At 63.9% G+C, this 16864-nt stretch carries 20 protein-coding genes; 17 read left to right on the top strand and 3 right to left on the bottom strand.

The genetic code is table 11. The annotated features are described in order from the left end of the window. The first annotated feature begins 3 nt into the window (after positions 1-3). The 6 genes from X803_RS0106670 (at position 4) to X803_RS0106695 (ending at position 4113) form a co-directional block, all read left to right on the top strand. The gene (locus tag X803_RS0106670; protein ID WP_026544540.1) at positions 4-1743 is read left to right on the top strand and encodes a dihydroxyacetone kinase family protein; all 1740 of its coding nucleotides are present in this window, start codon (positions 4-6) and stop codon (positions 1741-1743) included. Further along, positions 1736-2203 (top strand): ribose-5-phosphate isomerase, encoded by a 468-nt coding sequence (locus X803_RS0106675; RefSeq protein WP_026544541.1) that lies wholly within the window; start codon positions 1736-1738, stop codon positions 2201-2203. The genes X803_RS0106670 and X803_RS0106675 overlap by 8 nt, the downstream gene beginning before the upstream one ends. A 3-nt stretch (positions 2204-2206) precedes the next feature. Next, on the top strand, positions 2207-3157 hold the full coding sequence (locus tag X803_RS0106680; RefSeq protein WP_026544542.1) for a 3-hydroxyacyl-CoA dehydrogenase family protein: 951 nt from the start codon (positions 2207-2209) through the stop codon (positions 3155-3157). Between the two features lie 26 nt (positions 3158-3183). Then, entirely contained in the window at positions 3184-3540 is a 357-nt protein-coding gene (locus X803_RS0106685; protein ID WP_026544543.1) for a hypothetical protein, read from the top strand. Positions 3541-3604: 64 nt separating this feature from the next. Then, positions 3605-3856, top strand: a complete 252-nt coding sequence (locus X803_RS0106690) for a type II toxin-antitoxin system Phd/YefM family antitoxin (protein ID WP_026544544.1) — start codon at positions 3605-3607, stop codon at positions 3854-3856. Next, the gene (locus X803_RS0106695; RefSeq protein WP_026544545.1) at positions 3853-4113 is read left to right on the top strand and encodes a Txe/YoeB family addiction module toxin; all 261 of its coding nucleotides are present in this window, start codon (positions 3853-3855) and stop codon (positions 4111-4113) included. The genes X803_RS0106690 and X803_RS0106695 overlap by 4 nt, the downstream gene beginning before the upstream one ends. A 28-nt stretch (positions 4114-4141) precedes the next feature. Here X803_RS0106695 and X803_RS0106700 read toward each other — a convergent pair whose 3' ends face one another. Further along, positions 4142-5626 (bottom strand): PucR family transcriptional regulator, encoded by a 1485-nt coding sequence (locus X803_RS0106700; protein WP_026544546.1) that lies wholly within the window; start codon positions 5624-5626, stop codon positions 4142-4144. Between the two features lie 95 nt (positions 5627-5721). Here X803_RS0106700 and pxpA point away from each other — a divergent pair, with 95 nt between their 5' ends. The 5 genes from pxpA to X803_RS0106725 are packed head-to-tail and all read left to right on the top strand — an operon-like array spanning position 5722 to position 9977. Beyond that, entirely contained in the window at positions 5722-6477 is a 756-nt protein-coding gene (gene pxpA / locus X803_RS0106705; protein WP_051470539.1) for a 5-oxoprolinase subunit PxpA, read from the top strand. 36 nt (positions 6478-6513) lie between these two features. Then, positions 6514-6753: an acetyl-CoA carboxylase gene (locus X803_RS0106710; RefSeq protein ID WP_026544548.1), complete on the top strand. Its 240-nt coding sequence runs from the start codon at positions 6514-6516 to the stop codon at positions 6751-6753. Continuing rightward, on the top strand, positions 6750-8108 hold the full coding sequence (locus X803_RS0106715; RefSeq protein ID WP_026544549.1) for an acetyl-CoA carboxylase biotin carboxylase subunit: 1359 nt from the start codon (positions 6750-6752) through the stop codon (positions 8106-8108). Before X803_RS0106710 ends, X803_RS0106715 begins: the two co-directional genes overlap by 4 nt. After that, positions 8105-9007: a 5-oxoprolinase subunit B family protein gene (locus tag X803_RS0106720; RefSeq protein WP_026544550.1), complete on the top strand. Its 903-nt coding sequence runs from the start codon at positions 8105-8107 to the stop codon at positions 9005-9007. The genes X803_RS0106715 and X803_RS0106720 overlap by 4 nt, the downstream gene beginning before the upstream one ends. Then, positions 8997-9977 (top strand): 5-oxoprolinase subunit C family protein, encoded by a 981-nt coding sequence (locus tag X803_RS0106725; protein ID WP_026544551.1) that lies wholly within the window; start codon positions 8997-8999, stop codon positions 9975-9977. Before X803_RS0106720 ends, X803_RS0106725 begins: the two co-directional genes overlap by 11 nt. A 48-nt stretch (positions 9978-10025) precedes the next feature. Here X803_RS0106725 and X803_RS0106730 read toward each other — a convergent pair whose 3' ends face one another. Further along, positions 10026-11069: a LacI family DNA-binding transcriptional regulator gene (locus X803_RS0106730; protein ID WP_026544552.1), complete on the bottom strand. Its 1044-nt coding sequence runs from the start codon at positions 11067-11069 to the stop codon at positions 10026-10028. Between the two features lie 180 nt (positions 11070-11249). On the opposite strand from X803_RS0106730, the gene X803_RS0106735 reads away from it, so the two are divergent. From X803_RS0106735 to X803_RS0106760, 6 genes are read left to right on the top strand one after another with little or no spacing between them, the layout of a single operon-like run. Continuing rightward, entirely contained in the window at positions 11250-12275 is a 1026-nt protein-coding gene (locus X803_RS0106735) for an asparaginase (protein WP_026544553.1), read from the top strand. 34 nt (positions 12276-12309) lie between these two features. After that, positions 12310-13194: a polysaccharide deacetylase family protein gene (locus X803_RS0106740; protein WP_026544554.1), complete on the top strand. Its 885-nt coding sequence runs from the start codon at positions 12310-12312 to the stop codon at positions 13192-13194. Positions 13195-13196: 2 nt separating this feature from the next. After that, entirely contained in the window at positions 13197-14579 is a 1383-nt protein-coding gene (locus tag X803_RS0106745; RefSeq protein ID WP_026544555.1) for an MFS transporter, read from the top strand. Then, entirely contained in the window at positions 14572-15336 is a 765-nt protein-coding gene (locus tag X803_RS0106750) for an SDR family NAD(P)-dependent oxidoreductase (protein WP_026544556.1), read from the top strand. Before X803_RS0106745 ends, X803_RS0106750 begins: the two co-directional genes overlap by 8 nt. A gap of 37 nt (positions 15337-15373) precedes the next feature. Then, on the top strand, positions 15374-16090 hold the full coding sequence (locus tag X803_RS0106755) for an SDR family NAD(P)-dependent oxidoreductase (RefSeq protein WP_026544557.1): 717 nt from the start codon (positions 15374-15376) through the stop codon (positions 16088-16090). A 10-nt stretch (positions 16091-16100) separates the two neighbouring features. Further along, a complete protein-coding gene (locus tag X803_RS0106760) occupies positions 16101-16448 on the top strand; it encodes a hypothetical protein (protein ID WP_156929988.1) in 348 nt (115 codons plus the stop codon). Here the strand turns inward: X803_RS0106760 and X803_RS0106765 are convergent. After that, complete coding sequence (locus X803_RS0106765; protein ID WP_156929989.1) at positions 16445-16807, bottom strand: hypothetical protein; 363 nt, start codon at positions 16805-16807, stop codon at positions 16445-16447. The genes X803_RS0106760 and X803_RS0106765 overlap by 4 nt on opposite strands. Positions 16808-16864: the final 57 nt, after the last annotated feature.

A 16864-nucleotide genomic window follows, 5' to 3' on the forward strand; every position in this document is an offset into this window, starting at 1 on the left:
CCGATGACACGAATTCTTGATGATCCCGCATCCTTTGCCGACGACGCCCTCGACGGGTTCGCCGCCGCCAACCGCCGGTATGTAGCCCGCGTGGACGGCGGCGTGGTGCGGTCCACCGAGATGGTCGAGGGCCAGGTTGCCCTGGTTATCGGCGGCGGCTCCGGGCACTATCCGGCCTTCGCCGGCCTGGTGGGTCAGGGCCTCGCCGCCGGAGCAGCCTGCGGCAACATGTTCGCTTCGCCCGCCGCCGGGCAGGTCTACCGCGTTGCGAAGACCGCCCAGAACGGCGGTGGCGTGCTGCTGAGCTACGGCAACTATGCCGGGGATGTCCTGCACTTTGGGCAGGCCGAGCTCCGCCTCAACGCCGAAGGGATCGAGACCCGAACCGTACTGGTCACCGACGACATCGCCAGCGCACCCGTCGACCAGCTGGAAAACCGCCGCGGCATCGCCGGTGACCTCACCGTGTTCAAGGTGGCTGGCGCAGCGGCAGAAGCGGGCCTGAACCTCGACGACGTCGAACGGCTGGCCCGCAAGGCCAACTACCGCACCCGCTCACTCGGGGTCGCCTTTGACGGCTGCACCCTGCCCGGCGCGGACCAGCCTCTCTTCTCAGTGCAGCCCGATCACATGTCCCTCGGGCTGGGCATCCACGGAGAGCCCGGCATCTCGGACCACCCGATGCCCACAGCGTCCGAGCTTGCCGAGCTCCTGGTCTCAAAACTTCTGGAAGACAAGCCGGACGACGCCGGCAGCCGCGTTGCTGTCCTGGTCAATGGTCTGGGGACAGTGAAATATGAAGAACTGTTCCTTCTCTATGGTCGGATCGAGACACTGCTTGCCTCGGCGGGGCTTGAGATTGTTGAACCCGAGTGCGGTGAGCTGGTCACCAGCCTGGACATGGCCGGCGTCTCGCTGACACTGCTCTGGCTCGATGATGAGCTCGAAACCTACTGGGCTGCACCTGCAGACACCCCGGCTTTCCGGAAGGGCAACGTCGCTGCACGTCCGCACCGGGACGTGCAGCAGCTGGCGGCTGAAACAGAAGCAGCCTTTCCGAAGCCCACCCCGGCCGCCGCCGCACTGGGTGGGAGCGCCGTCGTACTCCTGGACGCCGTGCGCTCGGTGATCATCGAACATGAGACCGAGCTCGGCACCATCGATGCCGTTGCCGGTGATGGCGACCACGGCATCGGCATGCGCCGGGGTATTGAGGCAGCAGCTGATGCTGCCTCGCAGGCTGCGGGCAGCTCCGCGGGCGTGGACCGTGTCCTGACCGCGGCCGGTGAAGCGTGGTCGGAAAAAGCCGGCGGGACCTCCGGAGCGCTGTGGGGTTCCGGGCTCATTGCCCTGGCACATTCCCTTGGCAACCGGGAATCGTACGGACCACAGGATGCATTCTCCGCTGCCTCGGCGTTCGGCGCCGCGATCAGGAACCTGGGCAAGGCCGAACCCGGCGACAAGACCATGGTGGACGCCCTGATTCCCTACCTCGACGCCTTCTCCGAGCACCTGGACAACGGCGCCACGGTCGCCGACACCCTGACGGCTGCTGCCGGTGCCGCAACCGCTGCTGCCGAACAGACCGCCGCCCTCCGCCCACGGAAGGGCCGCGCCCGTCCGCTCGCTGAGAAAAGCGTGGGCCACCCGGACCCCGGAGCCGTGTCCTTCGCCCTGATTGCCGAGTCCGTTGCGCATGCAGTCCGGGACCTGACCACCGAAAAGGAGTACGCCCATGAGTGAGAAGCTGCGCATCGTCATCGGGAATGATGAAGCCGGAGTCGAATACAAGACCGCCCTGAAGGATCTGTTGGAGGCCGACGAGCGGGTGGAGTCCGTGCTCGATGTGGGCGTGGGCAGCAACGATTCCACTGCGTACCCGCACATCGCAGTCGACGCCGCCCGAAAGGTCGCGGCAGGGGAAGCGGACCGCGCGCTCCTCATCTGCGGCACGGGTCTCGGCGTCGCGATCGCCGCCAACAAAGTGCCCGGAATCCGCGCCGTCACTGCGCATGACAGCTACTCGGTTGAACGCTCCGTGCTGAGCAACAACGCGCAGGTTCTCACCTTCGGCCAGCGTGTCATTGGGCTGGAGCTCGCCCGGAAACTCGTCGATGAGTGGCTTACCCACCGCTTCGATGAAACCAGCTCGTCCGCGGCCAAGGTCGAGGCAATCTGCTCCTACGAACCGAAAGAGAACTAAGACATGACCCAGAAAGTAGCAATAGTCGGATCCGGTTACATGGGCGGCGGAATCGCCCAGGTTCTGGCGCTCTCGGGTGCCACTGTGGCGCTCTCCGATGTTTCGGCCGAGATCGCGGAGAAGAATTACGACCGGTTGATTTCCGAATCGCGTGAGTTTGTCGATGCCGGGTTGTTCCCCACGGGCGCCACCGAAACCCTGGAGAAGAACCTCGTGGCAGCGGCGTCGGTCGAGGAGGCCGTAGCGGACGCGGATTTCATTGAGGAAGCCGTCCCCGAAGTTCTCGGCATCAAGAACGACATACTTGCCCGTATCTGTGCAGCCGCCCGCCCGGACGCCATCATCGGCTCCAACACCTCCACCATCTCCATCGGCGAGATGGCAAAGGCAGTGACCAACCCGGAGCGTTTCCTCGGCGTGCACTTCTCCAACCCCTCGCCGTTCATTCCCGGCGTCGAAATCATTCCCCACGCCGGAACGGCCGAAGCAGTGGTGGCCACCGTGCGGGAGATCGTGCACAGCACCGGCAAGCAGACCGCCGTCGTCAAGGACGTCACCGGGTTCGCGCTGAACCGCCTGCAGTACGCGCTCTTCCACGAAGCTACCCAGCTGGTCGAGGAGGGCGTGGCAACCCCGGAGGATATCGACACCCTGGTGCGGACAACGTTCGGTTTCCGGCTCCCCTTCTTTGGGCCCTTCGCCATCGCCGACATGGCCGGTCTCGACGTCTACAACTTCTGCTACAAGTCGCTGCAGACGGACTTCCCGGAGCGGTTCGCCACGCCGAAGATCCTTTCGGACCTGGTCGACGCCGGGAAGCTGGGCACCAAGACGGGAGCAGGTTTCCTCGACGTGCCCGCCGAGCGCACCCCGGAGCTCATTGCGTACCGGAACAGGGCCTATGTGCTGATGCAGAAGCTGATCGAGGACCTCGGCCCGGCGCCGCTCGGATAGGCTGCCAGTCCCCCTAAGCTGGTGCCATGGAATTCCTGCGCAACCTTCTCCTCGTCCTGCACTTCGTCGGTCTCGCTGCCATTCTCGGCGGTGTCATTGCCCAGATCCGCAGCATGCGTACCGGCGGGGCCGTGGTCACCCCGGGCATCATGCACGGCAGCTGGCTGCAGCTGGTTACCGGGCTGGGACTGGTCGGTGTTCTTGAAGCCGGTGACCTGGCGGAAGTCGACAACATCAAGATCGGAGTGAAGCTGCTGGTGATGATCGCCGTCGTCGTGCTGGCTTTCATCAACCGGAAGAAGGACGCGGTGCCGTCGGGCATTCTCGGTGCGATTGGCGGGCTGACGCTACTCAACATCATTGTGGCGGTGTTCTGGGGGTAGGCTCCTGGGCCGTTGCCCGCAAGGAGATAGCGGACGTACAATAATACGTACGTAAGGAGACGCCATGAAGACAATGACCTACTCGGAATCCCGGGCCAACTACGCGGCAACGCTCGACTCAGTGCTGGACGACCGCGAAGAAATTGTCATCACCCGTGCCGGCAAGGATCCCGTGGTGATTGTTTCGTTGGACGATTACCAGTCGCTGAAGGAGGCTGCGTACCTGCTCCGCAGCCCTGAGAACGCCCGGCGGCTTCTGGGTGCTATCGAGAACCTCGAACGCGGTGAGGGCACCGAACATGATCTTGTCGAATGAAGCTGCTCTGGGATGAAGCCGCTTGGGAGGACTACCTCTGGTGGCAGACCGAGGACCGTAAGATCCTCAAACGCATCAACAGCCTGATCCGTGACGTGCAGCGGAATGGAAACGAGGGAATCGGAAAGCCGGAGCCCCTGAAGCACGGCTTCCAGGGTTACTGGTCGCGGCGAATCAACGACGAGCACCGGTTGGTCTACAAAGTTGCGGAAGGTGAAATCCGCATCGCGCAATGCCGCTACCACTACAGCCGGTGACGGCTCCCGGTGGCGCGTAATCCTCCGCCTACGTCTCGAGAATCCGCAGAGCCATCAGGCACGTAGCCTGACCTTCCAGCGTGTTCAGCCGAAGGTTGAGCAGCCGCTCAAGTTTCGCCAGACGCTGGGCCAAAGTGTTGCGGTGAATGAAAAGCCTCGCACAAGCGCGTGAGGGCTGACCGTCATGCGCCAGGTAGGTCCGGAGCGTATGCATCATGTGCCCCGTGTGCTCCTGATCGTAGGCAATGACCGGCGCCAGCAGCTTTTGCGCGCTCGTCCGTGCACCCCGCGTCACGCTGGAGGCCACCAGTGCGCCGATCGCGAGCTCAGGGGCCAGCGTGGGCTGCGACACGGCGGTCACCATCTCACCGGCCTGGTGGACTCCCAATCGAAACTCGTCCACGCTGTTGCACGGCCCCTTCACCACCAGCGGCTGCCTCGGCATTTCCTGCCGGAGGCGGCGAAACAGCGGTTTCAGAACGCCGCCGGAGGAGTCAGCGCTTGGTATTGGAACCTGCGCAAAGGAGTAAAGAGTTCCCGCTCTGACCACCAGCCTCACGTCCTCGAACAGCTCATGGAGGATCAACCGTAGCCGCCACGCGTGAGAGAGGTTCGCGTGTCCCGCCGTCGCCGTGACCACATAGGTGTCCCCCGCTGGATCAAGCCCGGTGGCTGCGAAACCACGGCTGAACTCCTCCAGGGCAACACCGTTCCAGTCCGGAACCATATCCAGAAGCCGCTCCAGTTCCTGCTCCCGCTGCGACGCCGAGTTGAGTGCGGTCTGGAGTTGCACTGCAATGATCGACGCCGCCGGTCCCAGGAGCGTGGCCACCGGATGCTCAGCCGAACTGCCCCTGGCCACCAGATGGAACGAGTCACCTCCACCCATGGGCAGTGGAACCACTCCTTCGCGACGCCCGGCAGCCACCCCCTCCAGATCGGAGTGCGTCCAGACTCCGCTCGCAGGGAAACTGGCAATGACGGCTCCGCTCACGTCGAAGATCGCCAATTCCGCCCCGGTCTCTTCCGCGAGCGCGCCGAGGATCTCGCCGAGGCTTGCTCCGGATGCCGCCAGACCCGCACACATTTCGGCGAGCTCCCACGAACGGGTAGTCGACGCAAAGTATTCGCTCTGCAGCACATTGGTGACGTGCCGGTGCACCTGCAGGAACGGCACCACCCTCGGTATCTCGAGTAACGGCATCTCCTGTTCCGTGGCCGCGCGCACCAGACCACGCGGAACCAGCCGGTGCGCTGTGCCCGTCCCGAACGCAATGGCCGACACACGCGCAGCAACAAGCCGCTCCACATAAGCGGCCCACGTGCGCTCATCCTCCACGTTCAGCCCGATCCCGTTGGTCAGAAGCAGGACGTTCGGGCTGAGGAACGGCGTGGGATCCATGATCTCGGTCGGGGCACACCAACTGATCTCCTGGGCCAGCCGCTCCACGCTCGACGGCGTGTGAAGACGCAGCTGCAGGGAGTCGGCAGCGAGGAGGTCGGCGACGATCATCGAATAGAGAGGGTAGGCATCTGCACATTTTACGGCGAATGAGACGGACTGATGCCCACTATTCTGTGGACCTATGCCCCCTTAGGCTGAACCGCATGACCGAAACCGTGAGCGCCACCACACGCGCTACCACCCTCACTCTCAATTCAGACATGGGCGAGTCTCTGGGCCTGCACTCGTTCGGCAATGACGCCGAGCTGATGGACATCATCGATATCGCCAACGTCGCCTGCGGGTTCCACTCCGGAGACCCGGACACCATGGCGGCTACCGTGGCGGCTGCCCGTGACCACGGCGTCCGGGTCGGGGCGCATCCAGGTCTGCCCGACGTCGTCGGTTTCGGCCGTCGAGAAATGAAACTAACCCCCGAAGAGGTTGAAAACCTGCTGCTGTACCAGGTCGGAGCGTTAGGTGCTTACCTGCGGCAGGCGGACGTGGAATTGAACCACATCAAGCCCCATGGCTCGCTCTACGGCATGCTGGCCCGGGACGCCTCGCTGATGGAAGCGGCGGCACGGGTAGCCACCCTGTATGACGTTCCCTTCTATGGTCTGGCCGGCACCCAGCACCAGAAGGTGTGCGAGCGCACAGGCGTCCCGTTTGTCGCCGAACTCTACGTGGACCTCAACTACGGCCCTGCCGGAGAACTGCTCATCCAACGCCGGCCCGAGCCCACCGACCCTGCAGCTGCCGGAGAACGGGTCCGGCGGGTTCTTGACGACGGGAAAGTCGAAGCATCCGACGGCACGCTCCTTGATATCGAGTTCCAGAGCATCTGCGTCCATTCCGACGCTCCGAATTCGGTCGCCGTCGCCCAGGCAGTCCGCGACGAGCTGTCCGGCACCAACTGATTTCCGTAACTCCAGCACCGTCCAGAAAGGACAAACATGTCTGACATCATTTCTCCCCTGCCGGGAATTTTCTACCGCAAGCCTGGTCCTGACAAGGAGCCCTACGCGGAGGAGGGCGAGCGGATTGAAGCGGGACAGACCATCGGCGTCGTCGAAATCATGAAGCAGTTCTCGGAGATCCGCAGCGACGTTTCCGGAGTCCTTGAGAAGTTCCTCATCGAGGATGCCGGCACCGTGAACCCGGGCGCCGTGATCGCGACTGTGACCGCCGAATGATACAGAAAATACTGGTAGCGAACCGGGGTGAGATCGCCGTCCGCATCATCCGCTCAGCCCGCGGCCTCGGCATCCGCACCGTCCTGGCGGCCAGCGAGGCGGATGCGGAATCGTACGCTGCCCACCTTGCTGACGAGGTGCGCAGCATCGGCCCCGCACCCGCAAGCAAGAGCTACCTTGACGTCGCGGCGGTGCTGCGCGCCGCCACGGAGAGCGGGTGCGACGCCGTCCACCCCGGCTACGGATTCCTGTCCGAGAACGCCTCCTTCGCGAAGGCGGCGACCGACAGCGGACTAACCTGGATTGGACCTCCCGCCTCCGCAATCGAGCTGATGGGCAACAAGGCCCAGGCACGGCAGGCCGCCAAAAAGGCAGGAGTGCCGACTCTGCGCGGCAGTGACGGCCCTGTAACGGAGGGCGCAGATGCGCTCGCCATCGCCGCCGAGGTGGGTTACCCCCTCGTGGTGAAGGCCTCCGCCGGTGGCGGCGGCCGCGGCATCCGGCTGGTGACGGAGGAAGGCGACCTCGAATCGACCATCAGCATCGCCCGCGCAGAGGCGCAGGCAGCATTCGGTGACCCGGCGGTGTACCTTGAGCAGTTCGTCGCGAAGGCACGGCACGTCGAAGTGCAGATCCTTGGCGACGGACAACGCGTGATCCACATCGGCGACCGGGACTGCTCTCTGCAGCGCAGGCAGCAAAAGATCGTTGAGGAGGCACCAGCTCCGGGCCTGCCGGACCACGTCCGGAATACGATCCTCCAGTCCTCGATCGATCTCGGACTGCAGTGCGGCTACGAAGGTCTCGGAACCATCGAATTCCTCTACGACCCGGACGCCGAGGAAGCCGCCTTCATCGAGATGAACACCCGCCTGCAGGTTGAGCACCCCGTCACGGAGATGATCACCGGCCTGGACCTGGTCCGCGAGCAGATTCTGGTGGCCAGGGACAGGTCGCTCCGCCTGCAGCAGGAAGACATCCGGTTCAGCGGCCACGCCTTCGAATTCCGCATCAACGCGGAAGATCCTGACAACGGCTTCATGCCCAGCCCCGGTACGCTCCAGCGTCTGGACTGGCCCGGCGGACCGGGCGTCCGGGTCGATTCCGGGGTTGTCTCCGGCTCCGTCGTCGCCCCCTTCTATGACTCACTGCTTGCCAAGCTCATCGTGTGGGACAGCAGCCGCGAGGAAGTGATCGCACGCTCAGCCCACGCCCTGCGGGAAGTGCACATAGAGGGAGTGAAAACCACGCTGCCGCTGCTGAAATCCCTGCTCGAACGCGAGGAAGTGCTTTCAGCCCAACACCATTCAAAGTTCATCGAATCAACGCCCGAACTGTTAGGAGCGCTCACATGACCAGTGCCCCAGCTGTCCCCCAGACAGCCCGCTACACCTGGGGAGGCGATGAGTTCCTGTTCGTCGAAATCGCCGAAGACATGAGCCTGGCCGCAAACTTCAAGGCCAATGCGATGGCGGCCCTGCTCGGAGAGGAGGACATCGCGGGCGTCACCGACATCTGCCCCGCAAACGCTTCGCTCCTCATCCGGTTCGACCCCGACGTCGTACTACCGTCAGAACTGGAGTCTGCCGTCCGGGCCCTGGAAGACCAGGTGGTTCATGCCTCTTCGCGCGTGCTGGAAACGCGGGTCATTGAGGTTCCGGTCTGGTATGACGATTCCTACACCAATGAAACCGGTGCACGCTTCCGCAAGGGCCACCAGCGGCCCGAGGGCAACGATCTCGATTTCGCCGCCGAGGAGAACAACCTCGAGTCCGCCGCGGAGTTCATCCGCCGCCACCATGAATCGGCGTGGCTCGTGTCCATGGTCGGCTTTGTGGCGGGCCTGCCGTTCATGTTCCAGATCGTTCCGCAGGAGGAGCAGCTGGAAGTCCCCAAGTACCTCAGCCCCCGCACCGATACGCCCGCCCTCACCGTGGGGCATGGAGGATGCTTCGCCTGCATCTACTCGGTCCGCGGAGCAGGCGGCTACCAGATGTTCGGCATCGCGGCGGCCCCGATCTTCGACCCGGCACAGCGTCTTGAGGACTTCAGGGACTTCATGATCTTTTTCCGCCCCGGAGACATTGTGAAGTTCCGCCCCGTCGAGGAAGAGGAATACCGCGATATCCAGGCGCAGGTGGAAGCCGGCACCTACCGTTACCGCCAGACACCGGTCACCTTCGATCTTGAGCGTGCTCTGGATAACCCCGCCCAGTACAACAAGGACATCATGGAGCAGCTCAATGGCGTTTAACATCCTCGAACCGGGCCTCGCGACCACCGTCCAGGACAGAGGCCGTCCCGGCTACTACAACGTCGGCATCCCACAGGGCGGAGCCATGGACCAGCTCTCAGCGGAAATGGCCAACTCCCTGGTCGGCAACACTGGGACGGAAGCGGTGCTGGAATGCACCTACATCGGACCAAAACTGGTCAGCGACGAGGACGCCGTTGTCGCCGTCACCGGGGCGCCCGTGGAGGTGAAGATCAACGACGTGGCGCAGGAGCAGTGGACGCGCCTGCAGCTTCGGGCCGGCGATCAGTTGTCCTTCGGCATGCTGAGCGGCGGTACCCGCTATTACATCGCCGCCCAGGGCGGCATCGACGTCCCCTCGGTCTTGGGCAGCCGTTCGACGTACACGCTCGGCGCCATGGGAGGCTTCAACGGCCGGGCGCTGCAAGCCGGGGACGCAGTCCCCGTCGGCGCGCAGCACACACCGTTCGACGACGTCGCCTCACCCGGTCACTTCGATGAGGCGGAGCGCCCGACCTTTGACAGGGATGTCACCGTCCGTGTGCTGCCAGGCCTTTATGACCACCGTCTGACAGAGGAAGGATTGTCCACGCTGCTCAGCGCGGACTGGACCCTGACCCCGGTTGCAGACCGCATGGGGCTGCGCTACGCCGGACCGGAGCTGTCCTGGAAACCGCGGCAGCAACCGTTCGGCGCGGGATCGGATCCCTCGAACATTGTCGACGCCGGTTACGCCGTCGGGTCCATCCAGGTTCCCGGCGGAAAGGAGCCGATCATCCTGCACCGGGATGCCGTCTCCGGCGGCGGCTACGCCATGGTGGCTACCGTCATCAGCGCGGACATGGATCTACTTGCCAGAAGCGCACCGGGCACGACGACGGCCTTCCGCTCCGTCTCGATGGACGAGGCGCTGCAGGCCCGGCGGGAGATGAACGAGCGCCGGGCGAGGATTTGGGAGTGGGCCCGGTGAGAGCCGGCGGTGCGAGGAAAACCGCAACTGTCGGCGCCCACCGACCCGTCAGCTGCCTTCGACGCCGAAGTCACTGCTTTCACGGACCATCAGCTGCGGCTCCAACAGTTGGGACTCAGCCGGATGATGGTCCAGCACGTTCAGCAACAGGCCGACCGCTCTCCGCCCGATCTCCATCATGGGTGAGCGCACCGAAGAGAGCGGGATGGGCAACTGCGCAGCCAGTGACGTGTCGTTGAAGCCAACAACGGCGATGTCCTTTCCCACGGTGAGGCCGGCAGCACGCAGCGCCCCCATCGCGCCGATGGCGGCAAAGTCGTTCACCGCGAAGATGGCGGTAGGAACCGGGCCCGGCGCGAGCATGATCTGCTCGGCGGCCTCCCGTCCGCCCTCGGTGTCGAAGTGGGACCAGACCACCGACTCGTCGGGAAGGGTTCCACCGAGCGCTTCCCAGCGCTTGCGGAAGCCTCCCGTACGGTCCAGCGCAGTACTGGCGTAGGTTTCACCGGCGATTACGGCGACCCGGCGGTGACCCTGCGCCCACAGGTGATCGGCCACCAACTCACCGCCGACAACGTCGTCGCACGTGGATGATGGGTACTGCGGATGACGGCGATTCATGAGAACAAAAGGGACTCCGCGTGATGAGAGCTCGTGGACGAGGTCACTGTCAGCATGAACATCCCCGAGGATCAGTCCGTCAACACGCCTGGCGAGCATGATTCCGGCCTTGCGACGCTGCTCGTCCTGGTCATCGTGGGAGTTCATGACAAACGTCGAATAGTTGTTCGCCGCCGCGGTCTCTTCGACACCCTCATACATTGTTGCGAGGACGATGTCGGAGAGCCGCGGCACGATCACGCCGATCGCCCTGGTTCTTCTGGTTCTAAGGCTGGTGGCCTGCGGATCAGGCGAATAGCCGCGCAACTGCGCCAGTTCCCGGACTTTTTGGGCGGTTGCAGAGGAGGCCGCCCGGCGCGCCACGTCGTCCCGGGAATGAAGGACACGGGAGACGGTCGAGAGATGAAGCCCCAGCTCGTCGGCGAGGTCCTTCAAGGTAACCGCCGGTTGGTTCCGTTGTCCCTGGTTCACCCCGCGGTCCTTTCCATTCACGTGTAGCACCCTACGGTACGGATTAATTTTCCGGCGGACCTCTTGACGTGGCCCAAGTCACACCATAGGGTCTCATCTTGAACCCACCCAAACGTTTGGTCAAGTCTTTCGCAAAGGCAACCCAAACGATTGGGCAAACAACCTCGAACAGGAGTTTTCGTGGACACGAACGTCACCACTCCCCATGTCGTACTCCTCGCGACAGGCGGCACCATCGTGTCCCGCAACACCCCGGAGTCCGGCGCTACCCTGGCCGCGGACGGCGGCAGCGACCTGCTGGCCAGCGCAGGGCTGGACCCTGAGCTGGCCGTCAGGGTCGTGGATGTGATGCGCACCGGGTCGTATGCGCTCAGCTTTGCGGACATGCTGGAGATCTGTTCCTCCATCAGGGAGGCGCTGGCCGATGAGAACGCGGTAGGCGCGGTGGTGACCCACGGCACGGACACGATGGAAGAATCCGCTTACCTTGCAGACCTCCTCCACAATGACGAGCGACCCGTCGTGTTCACCGGAGCACAGCGTCCGGCCGACCACCCTGATCCGGACGGGCCGGAAAACCTGAAGCAGGCGGTCGCCGTCGCCGCGTCGGCCGGCGCCCGGAACCAGGGCGCACTCATCGTCTTCAACGGCAGGATCTTTCGCGCCGCAGGAGTCCGCAAGATTCACACGTCAGACCTGCAGGCATTCGGTGACCCGGACGCCGGTCCGGCTGGACGGGTGTCCCCTGCCGGCGAGGTTGAACTGGGCACAGCAACCAGGCGCCTGGCTCCCCTTCCCTGGGCGGGTCCTGCCGCATCCCCTGCACCGCGGGTCGACGTCATCGCCTGCCATCCGGGTGCTGACGGCTCGCTCCTGGCCGCGGCGTTGGAGGCCGGATCCCGCGGAGTCGTCCTGCAGGCTACCGGGAACGGTAACGCCAATCGCGGTTTCGTTGCCGTGGTCGGTCAGGCCGTGGCCGCCGGGGTCCCGGTGATCGTCAGCACCCGGGTCCAGGCCGGTCCAGTAATGGCCGTGTACGGCGGCGGAGGCGGAAAGGATCTGGAAGCAGCCGGAGCCATCTCCGCCGGCATGCTCAAGCCTTCCCAGGCGCTTGCCCTGCTCCAGTTGCTCATTCGGCTGGGCACCCCCGTTACCCGCATTGCAGAAGTGTTTGCCGAACGCGGAAACCTACATCAAACCAACTGAAAGATCAGCAGTAACCGTCCATGAGAGGTGGATTATGAGTAAGGAAATTCAGGTAGCCTTCGGGGTCGACGTGGATGCCGTTGCCGGCATGCTCGGTTCTTATGGAGGCGAGGACTCGCCGTGCGATATCTCCAGAGGCCTCTTCAGCGGCGAGGTAGGCGGCCCGCGGCTGCTGCGCCTCTTCGAAAAGTACAGCCTTCCCTCAACCTGGTTTGTACCGGGCCATTCGATCGAGACGTTCCCGGACCTCACCCGGATGATCGTTGATGCCGGCCAGGAGATCGGCGTGCACGGATACTCCCACGAGAACCCGATCGCCATGACCCGCGAGCAGGAAACGGCCATTCTCGACCGCTCCATCGAGCTGATCGACAAGGTCTCCGGCAAGCGGCCCACCGGTTACGTAGCGCCCTGGTGGGAGTTCTCCAACGTCACCAACGAGATCCTCCTGGAGCGGGGCATCAAGTATGACCACTCGCTTATGCACCGCGACTTCGAGCCCTACTACGTCCGCGTCGGCGACAGCTGGACCAAGATCGACTACACCCAGCCCGCTGAGTCCTGGATGAAGCCCCTGGTGCGCGGTGAAGAGACCGACCTCGTGGAGATACCCGCCAACTGGTACCTCGATGATCTCCCTCCCATGATGTTCATCAAGGCCGCGCCCAACTCCCACGGGTTTGTGAGCCCGCGTGACATCGAGCAGATGTGGCGGGACCAGTTCGACTGGGTCTACCGCGAAATGGATCAGGCGACCTTCACCATGACCATCCACCCCGATGTGTCCGGCCGCCCGCAGGTTCTCCTCATGCTGGAGCGCCTCATCGAGCACATCAACAGCCACGACGGCGTGAGCTGGATGAACTTCGACCAGATCGCCGACTCTTTCCTCGCCCGCAATCCCCGAAAGGCAAGCTAGACATGAGCATCTCAACTGATCAGATCAATCTCTCAACGCCGAGGGATGGCGAGCAGCGGAAGCTGCCGGTCTTCAGCAAGAAGAACACCACGATTGCCACCTGGCTCGCTCTGCTGGCGTGGACTATCGCCGTCTTTGACTACGGCCTGTTCGGCACCCTGCTTCCGGCCATGCAGGAGGAATTCGGGTGGACTGAGACCGAGGCCTACGCGGTCAACACCTGGATTGCCGTCGGCACGGCCATCGTCTGCTTCGGTGTGGGACCTGTGATCGACCGGCTTGGACGCCGCAAGGGCATGATGGTGACGGTCGGCGGCACGGCGCTCGTCTCCGCTGTGACCGCAGCCATTCCCGCGACGCTCGGCTTCTTCAGCAACGCACTCCTGGTTTTCGTTCGTTCCTTCGGCGGGCTTGGATTCTCTGAGCAGGCTGTCAACGCCACCTACATGAACGAGGTCTACCAGGTCACCGAGGACACCAAGAAGCGCAAGCGTCCCGGCTTCTACTACTCGTTCATCCAGGGCGGCTGGCCGCTCGGCTTCCTGCTCGCCAGCGCACTCGCCTTCGCCTTCCTGCCCTCACTCGGATGGCGCGCGCTGTACATCATGGCAGCCATCCCGGCCGCCATCACCGTCTACCTGATTTCCAAGAAGCTCAAGGAAACACCCCAGTTCGAGCTTCACGAGAAGCTGACTGCGCTGGAAAAGAGCGGCCGCGTCGATGAAGCGCACGCTCTCGCCGGTTCCTTTGGAGTGCAGCACTCCTCGACGGCGCCCCTGAAGCGCATCTGGGAACCGGGACTTCGCCGGAACACCATCGTTTTCTCACTCGCCTGGATCGTCAATTTCTTCGGCATTATGGTGTTCAGCATCCTGGGCTCGTCGGTGCTGGTGAACTCCCGCGGCGTTGAACTCGCCGACGCGTTCTGGATGCTGATCGTGATCAACGCACTGGCCTACTTCGGCTATGTGTTCCACGGCTGGTTCGGTGACGTCATCGGACGCAAGAAGACCATCATCATCGGCTGGATCATCTCGGGCATCTCCTTCGCCGTCATGCTCAGCCCTATCGCATCGACCCCCACCCTGATCATTCTGAGCTACGGAACCGGGCTGTTCTTCCTCGTCGGCCCCTACGCCGCGATCCAGTACTTCATGGCCGAGTGCTACCCCGTCAGTTGCCGCGCCACGGGCCTGGCCTTCATCGGAGCCATGAGCCAGCCCGGCATCATCCTGGGCGGAGCGCTCTTCACGCTGGTGACGGCCGCGGCCGGGACCACTGCCGCCGCCCTCTGGGTGGGCGCATTGGGAACACTGGTTTCCGGCCTCCTCATGATGGCTGCGAAGCCCATCCCCCGCGAACTCCTCGAGGATCCCAATGCCTGACCCCAGAGCCGCAATCATCACCGGCGCCGCAAGCGGCATAGGCCGGGCACTCAGCGCACACTACGCAGCGCGGGGCGTGCACGTAGTCATCGGAACATTCCCCGGCGACCCGCATGATCCGGAAGAAACCCTCAAGCTCGTCGAGGACGCGGGCGGCAAAGCGGTCATCAAGGAAGTCGATGTCCGCAGCACCGACTCGGTGGAATCCTTCGCCGAGGAATCGCTGTCGTCATTCGGTCGGCTGGACTACGCCATCGCCAACGCCGGCATCCTCCGCAACGCCGCGCTGGATTCTCTCACCGACGAAAAGTGGACCGACATGCTCGACGTCGACCTCACCGGCGTGCTGCGCACCTTGCGGTCCGGCGCCGCCCGGATGAGCGACGGCGGTGCCATGGTGGCGGTGTCCTCGATCGCCGGGGGTGTCTACGGCTGGGAGGAACACGCCCACTACGCGGCCGCGAAGGCCGGCGTACTGGGCCTGGTCCGGAGCGTCGCCGTGGAGCTCGGTCCCCGGAAGATCCGTGCGAATGCGGTCATTCCGGGGCTCATCGAAACGCCGCAGTCGCTCGACCCGGTCAATTCCCTGGGACCGGAGGGCCTCAAGCGGGCGGGGCAGGACATCCCCTGGGGTCGTGTCGGCCGACCGGAAGAGGTTGCCAGCGTCATCGGCTTCCTCACCTCCGAGGACTCCGTGTACATCACGGGCCAGTCCCTGATCGTCGACGGTGGACTCACCGTCAAGATGCGGGCCTGACCATGGCGATCAAAGCGGCTGAGCGAAAGTACAGAATATGAGCGGAGGGCCAGCAGGCTCAGGCGGGCGCGCCGTCGTCGTCACCGGTGGCGGCAGCGGGATCGGCGCGGCTATTGTCGAAGCCTTCGCGGCAAACGGTGATCACGTAGTGGTGCTGGACCGGGCACCGGGACCGGACACAATCGCCGTCGACGTCTCGGATGAATCGAGCGTCCGCGCTGCCTTCGCTGAAGCACGGGAAAAGCTCGGCCCGATCGACGTCCTCGTCAACAGCGCCGGCCTCCTCACGGAGTCGCCGCTGCGGGACATGTCGCTGGCGATGTGGAACGAGACTCTCGCCGTCGATCTCACCGGCATTTTCCTGTGCTGCCGTGAGGTGGTGCCGGACATGCAGCAGGCGGGGTGGGGAAGGATCATCAATATTTCCTCACAGCTGGGCATCAAGGGAGGCACCGGGCTGAGCCATTACAGTGCTGCCAAGGCGGGAGTGATCGGGTTGACCAAGTCGCTTGCGTTGGAGCTTGCTCCGCACAATGTTCTGGTCAATTCGATCGCGCCGGGCCCAATTGAGACTCCCTTGGTCGAGGGGATTTCAACGGATTGGAAGCGGGCGAAAATGCAGGAGCTGCCGTTGGGCCGCTTCGGCACACCGGCGGAGGTGGCGCCGACAGCGCTCCTCCTGGCAAGTGACCCGGGAGGGAACCTCTTCGTCGGCCAGACGCTGGGACCCAATTCCGGCGACGTGATGCCGTAGGAAGCCCGGCATGTGTGGTGCATGCGGCCGGGCTGTGGTCGCCGACGATGTGCTGGGACCGGTGCGTACCCTGCGTTCCCAGCACATCGTCGCCCAGACGATCAGCGCCCTTTGTACAGCTGTTCCCGGGCTGCCAACCATCCAGGTGGCCGGGGACGCCTGGACTCTTCGCTCTGCAACGGGCGCAGTTCAGAGCTGCAGCACCGTACGGGACCTATGGGCTGCACTTATTGCCAAGGTCGGTGCCGCCGCTCTACCGCTGCTGCGGGAAAATATTGAACTCGCACTGACGGATGCCGGCGGACTGGACCGGGACGTTCTTCTGGCCGGGAAAAAAGCGCTGGCGACCGAACGTTAAGCCGGAATCCCGTTCTCGAACGCCGTCGACAGACCCGCCGCAAACATCAGGAAGAATCCGATCACCATCAGGATGCTCAACACGCCGAGGATGATCGCCACCCAGCCCAGCAGACGGCCTCCGGCGGCTGATTCGCCCATCCGTTCGGCCTTGTTTGCGGAGCTGATTGCCATGGGACCGAAGACGAACCAGAACAGGAACATCCCGAGCACACCGTAGGCAATCGAAAGCTGTGCAGCGCGCTTCCCCTCATGGCCCGGCCCGGCAAAACTCATGGCCGGCGACTTCCGGGAAGGGGTCGCGGCGAAGGGCTGTTCGCTGGGATAAGGTGTGCGTGACTGGCTGGAGTAACTCGACATGGGTTTCCTTCTGAGACAAGGTGGATAGTCCGGGATCCTGTTGGTGAGTTACCGCCG

Source organism: Arthrobacter sp. 35/47 (assembly GCF_000520475.1).
GTDB classification, from domain to species: domain Bacteria; phylum Actinomycetota; class Actinomycetes; order Actinomycetales; family Micrococcaceae; genus Arthrobacter_D; species Arthrobacter_D subterraneus.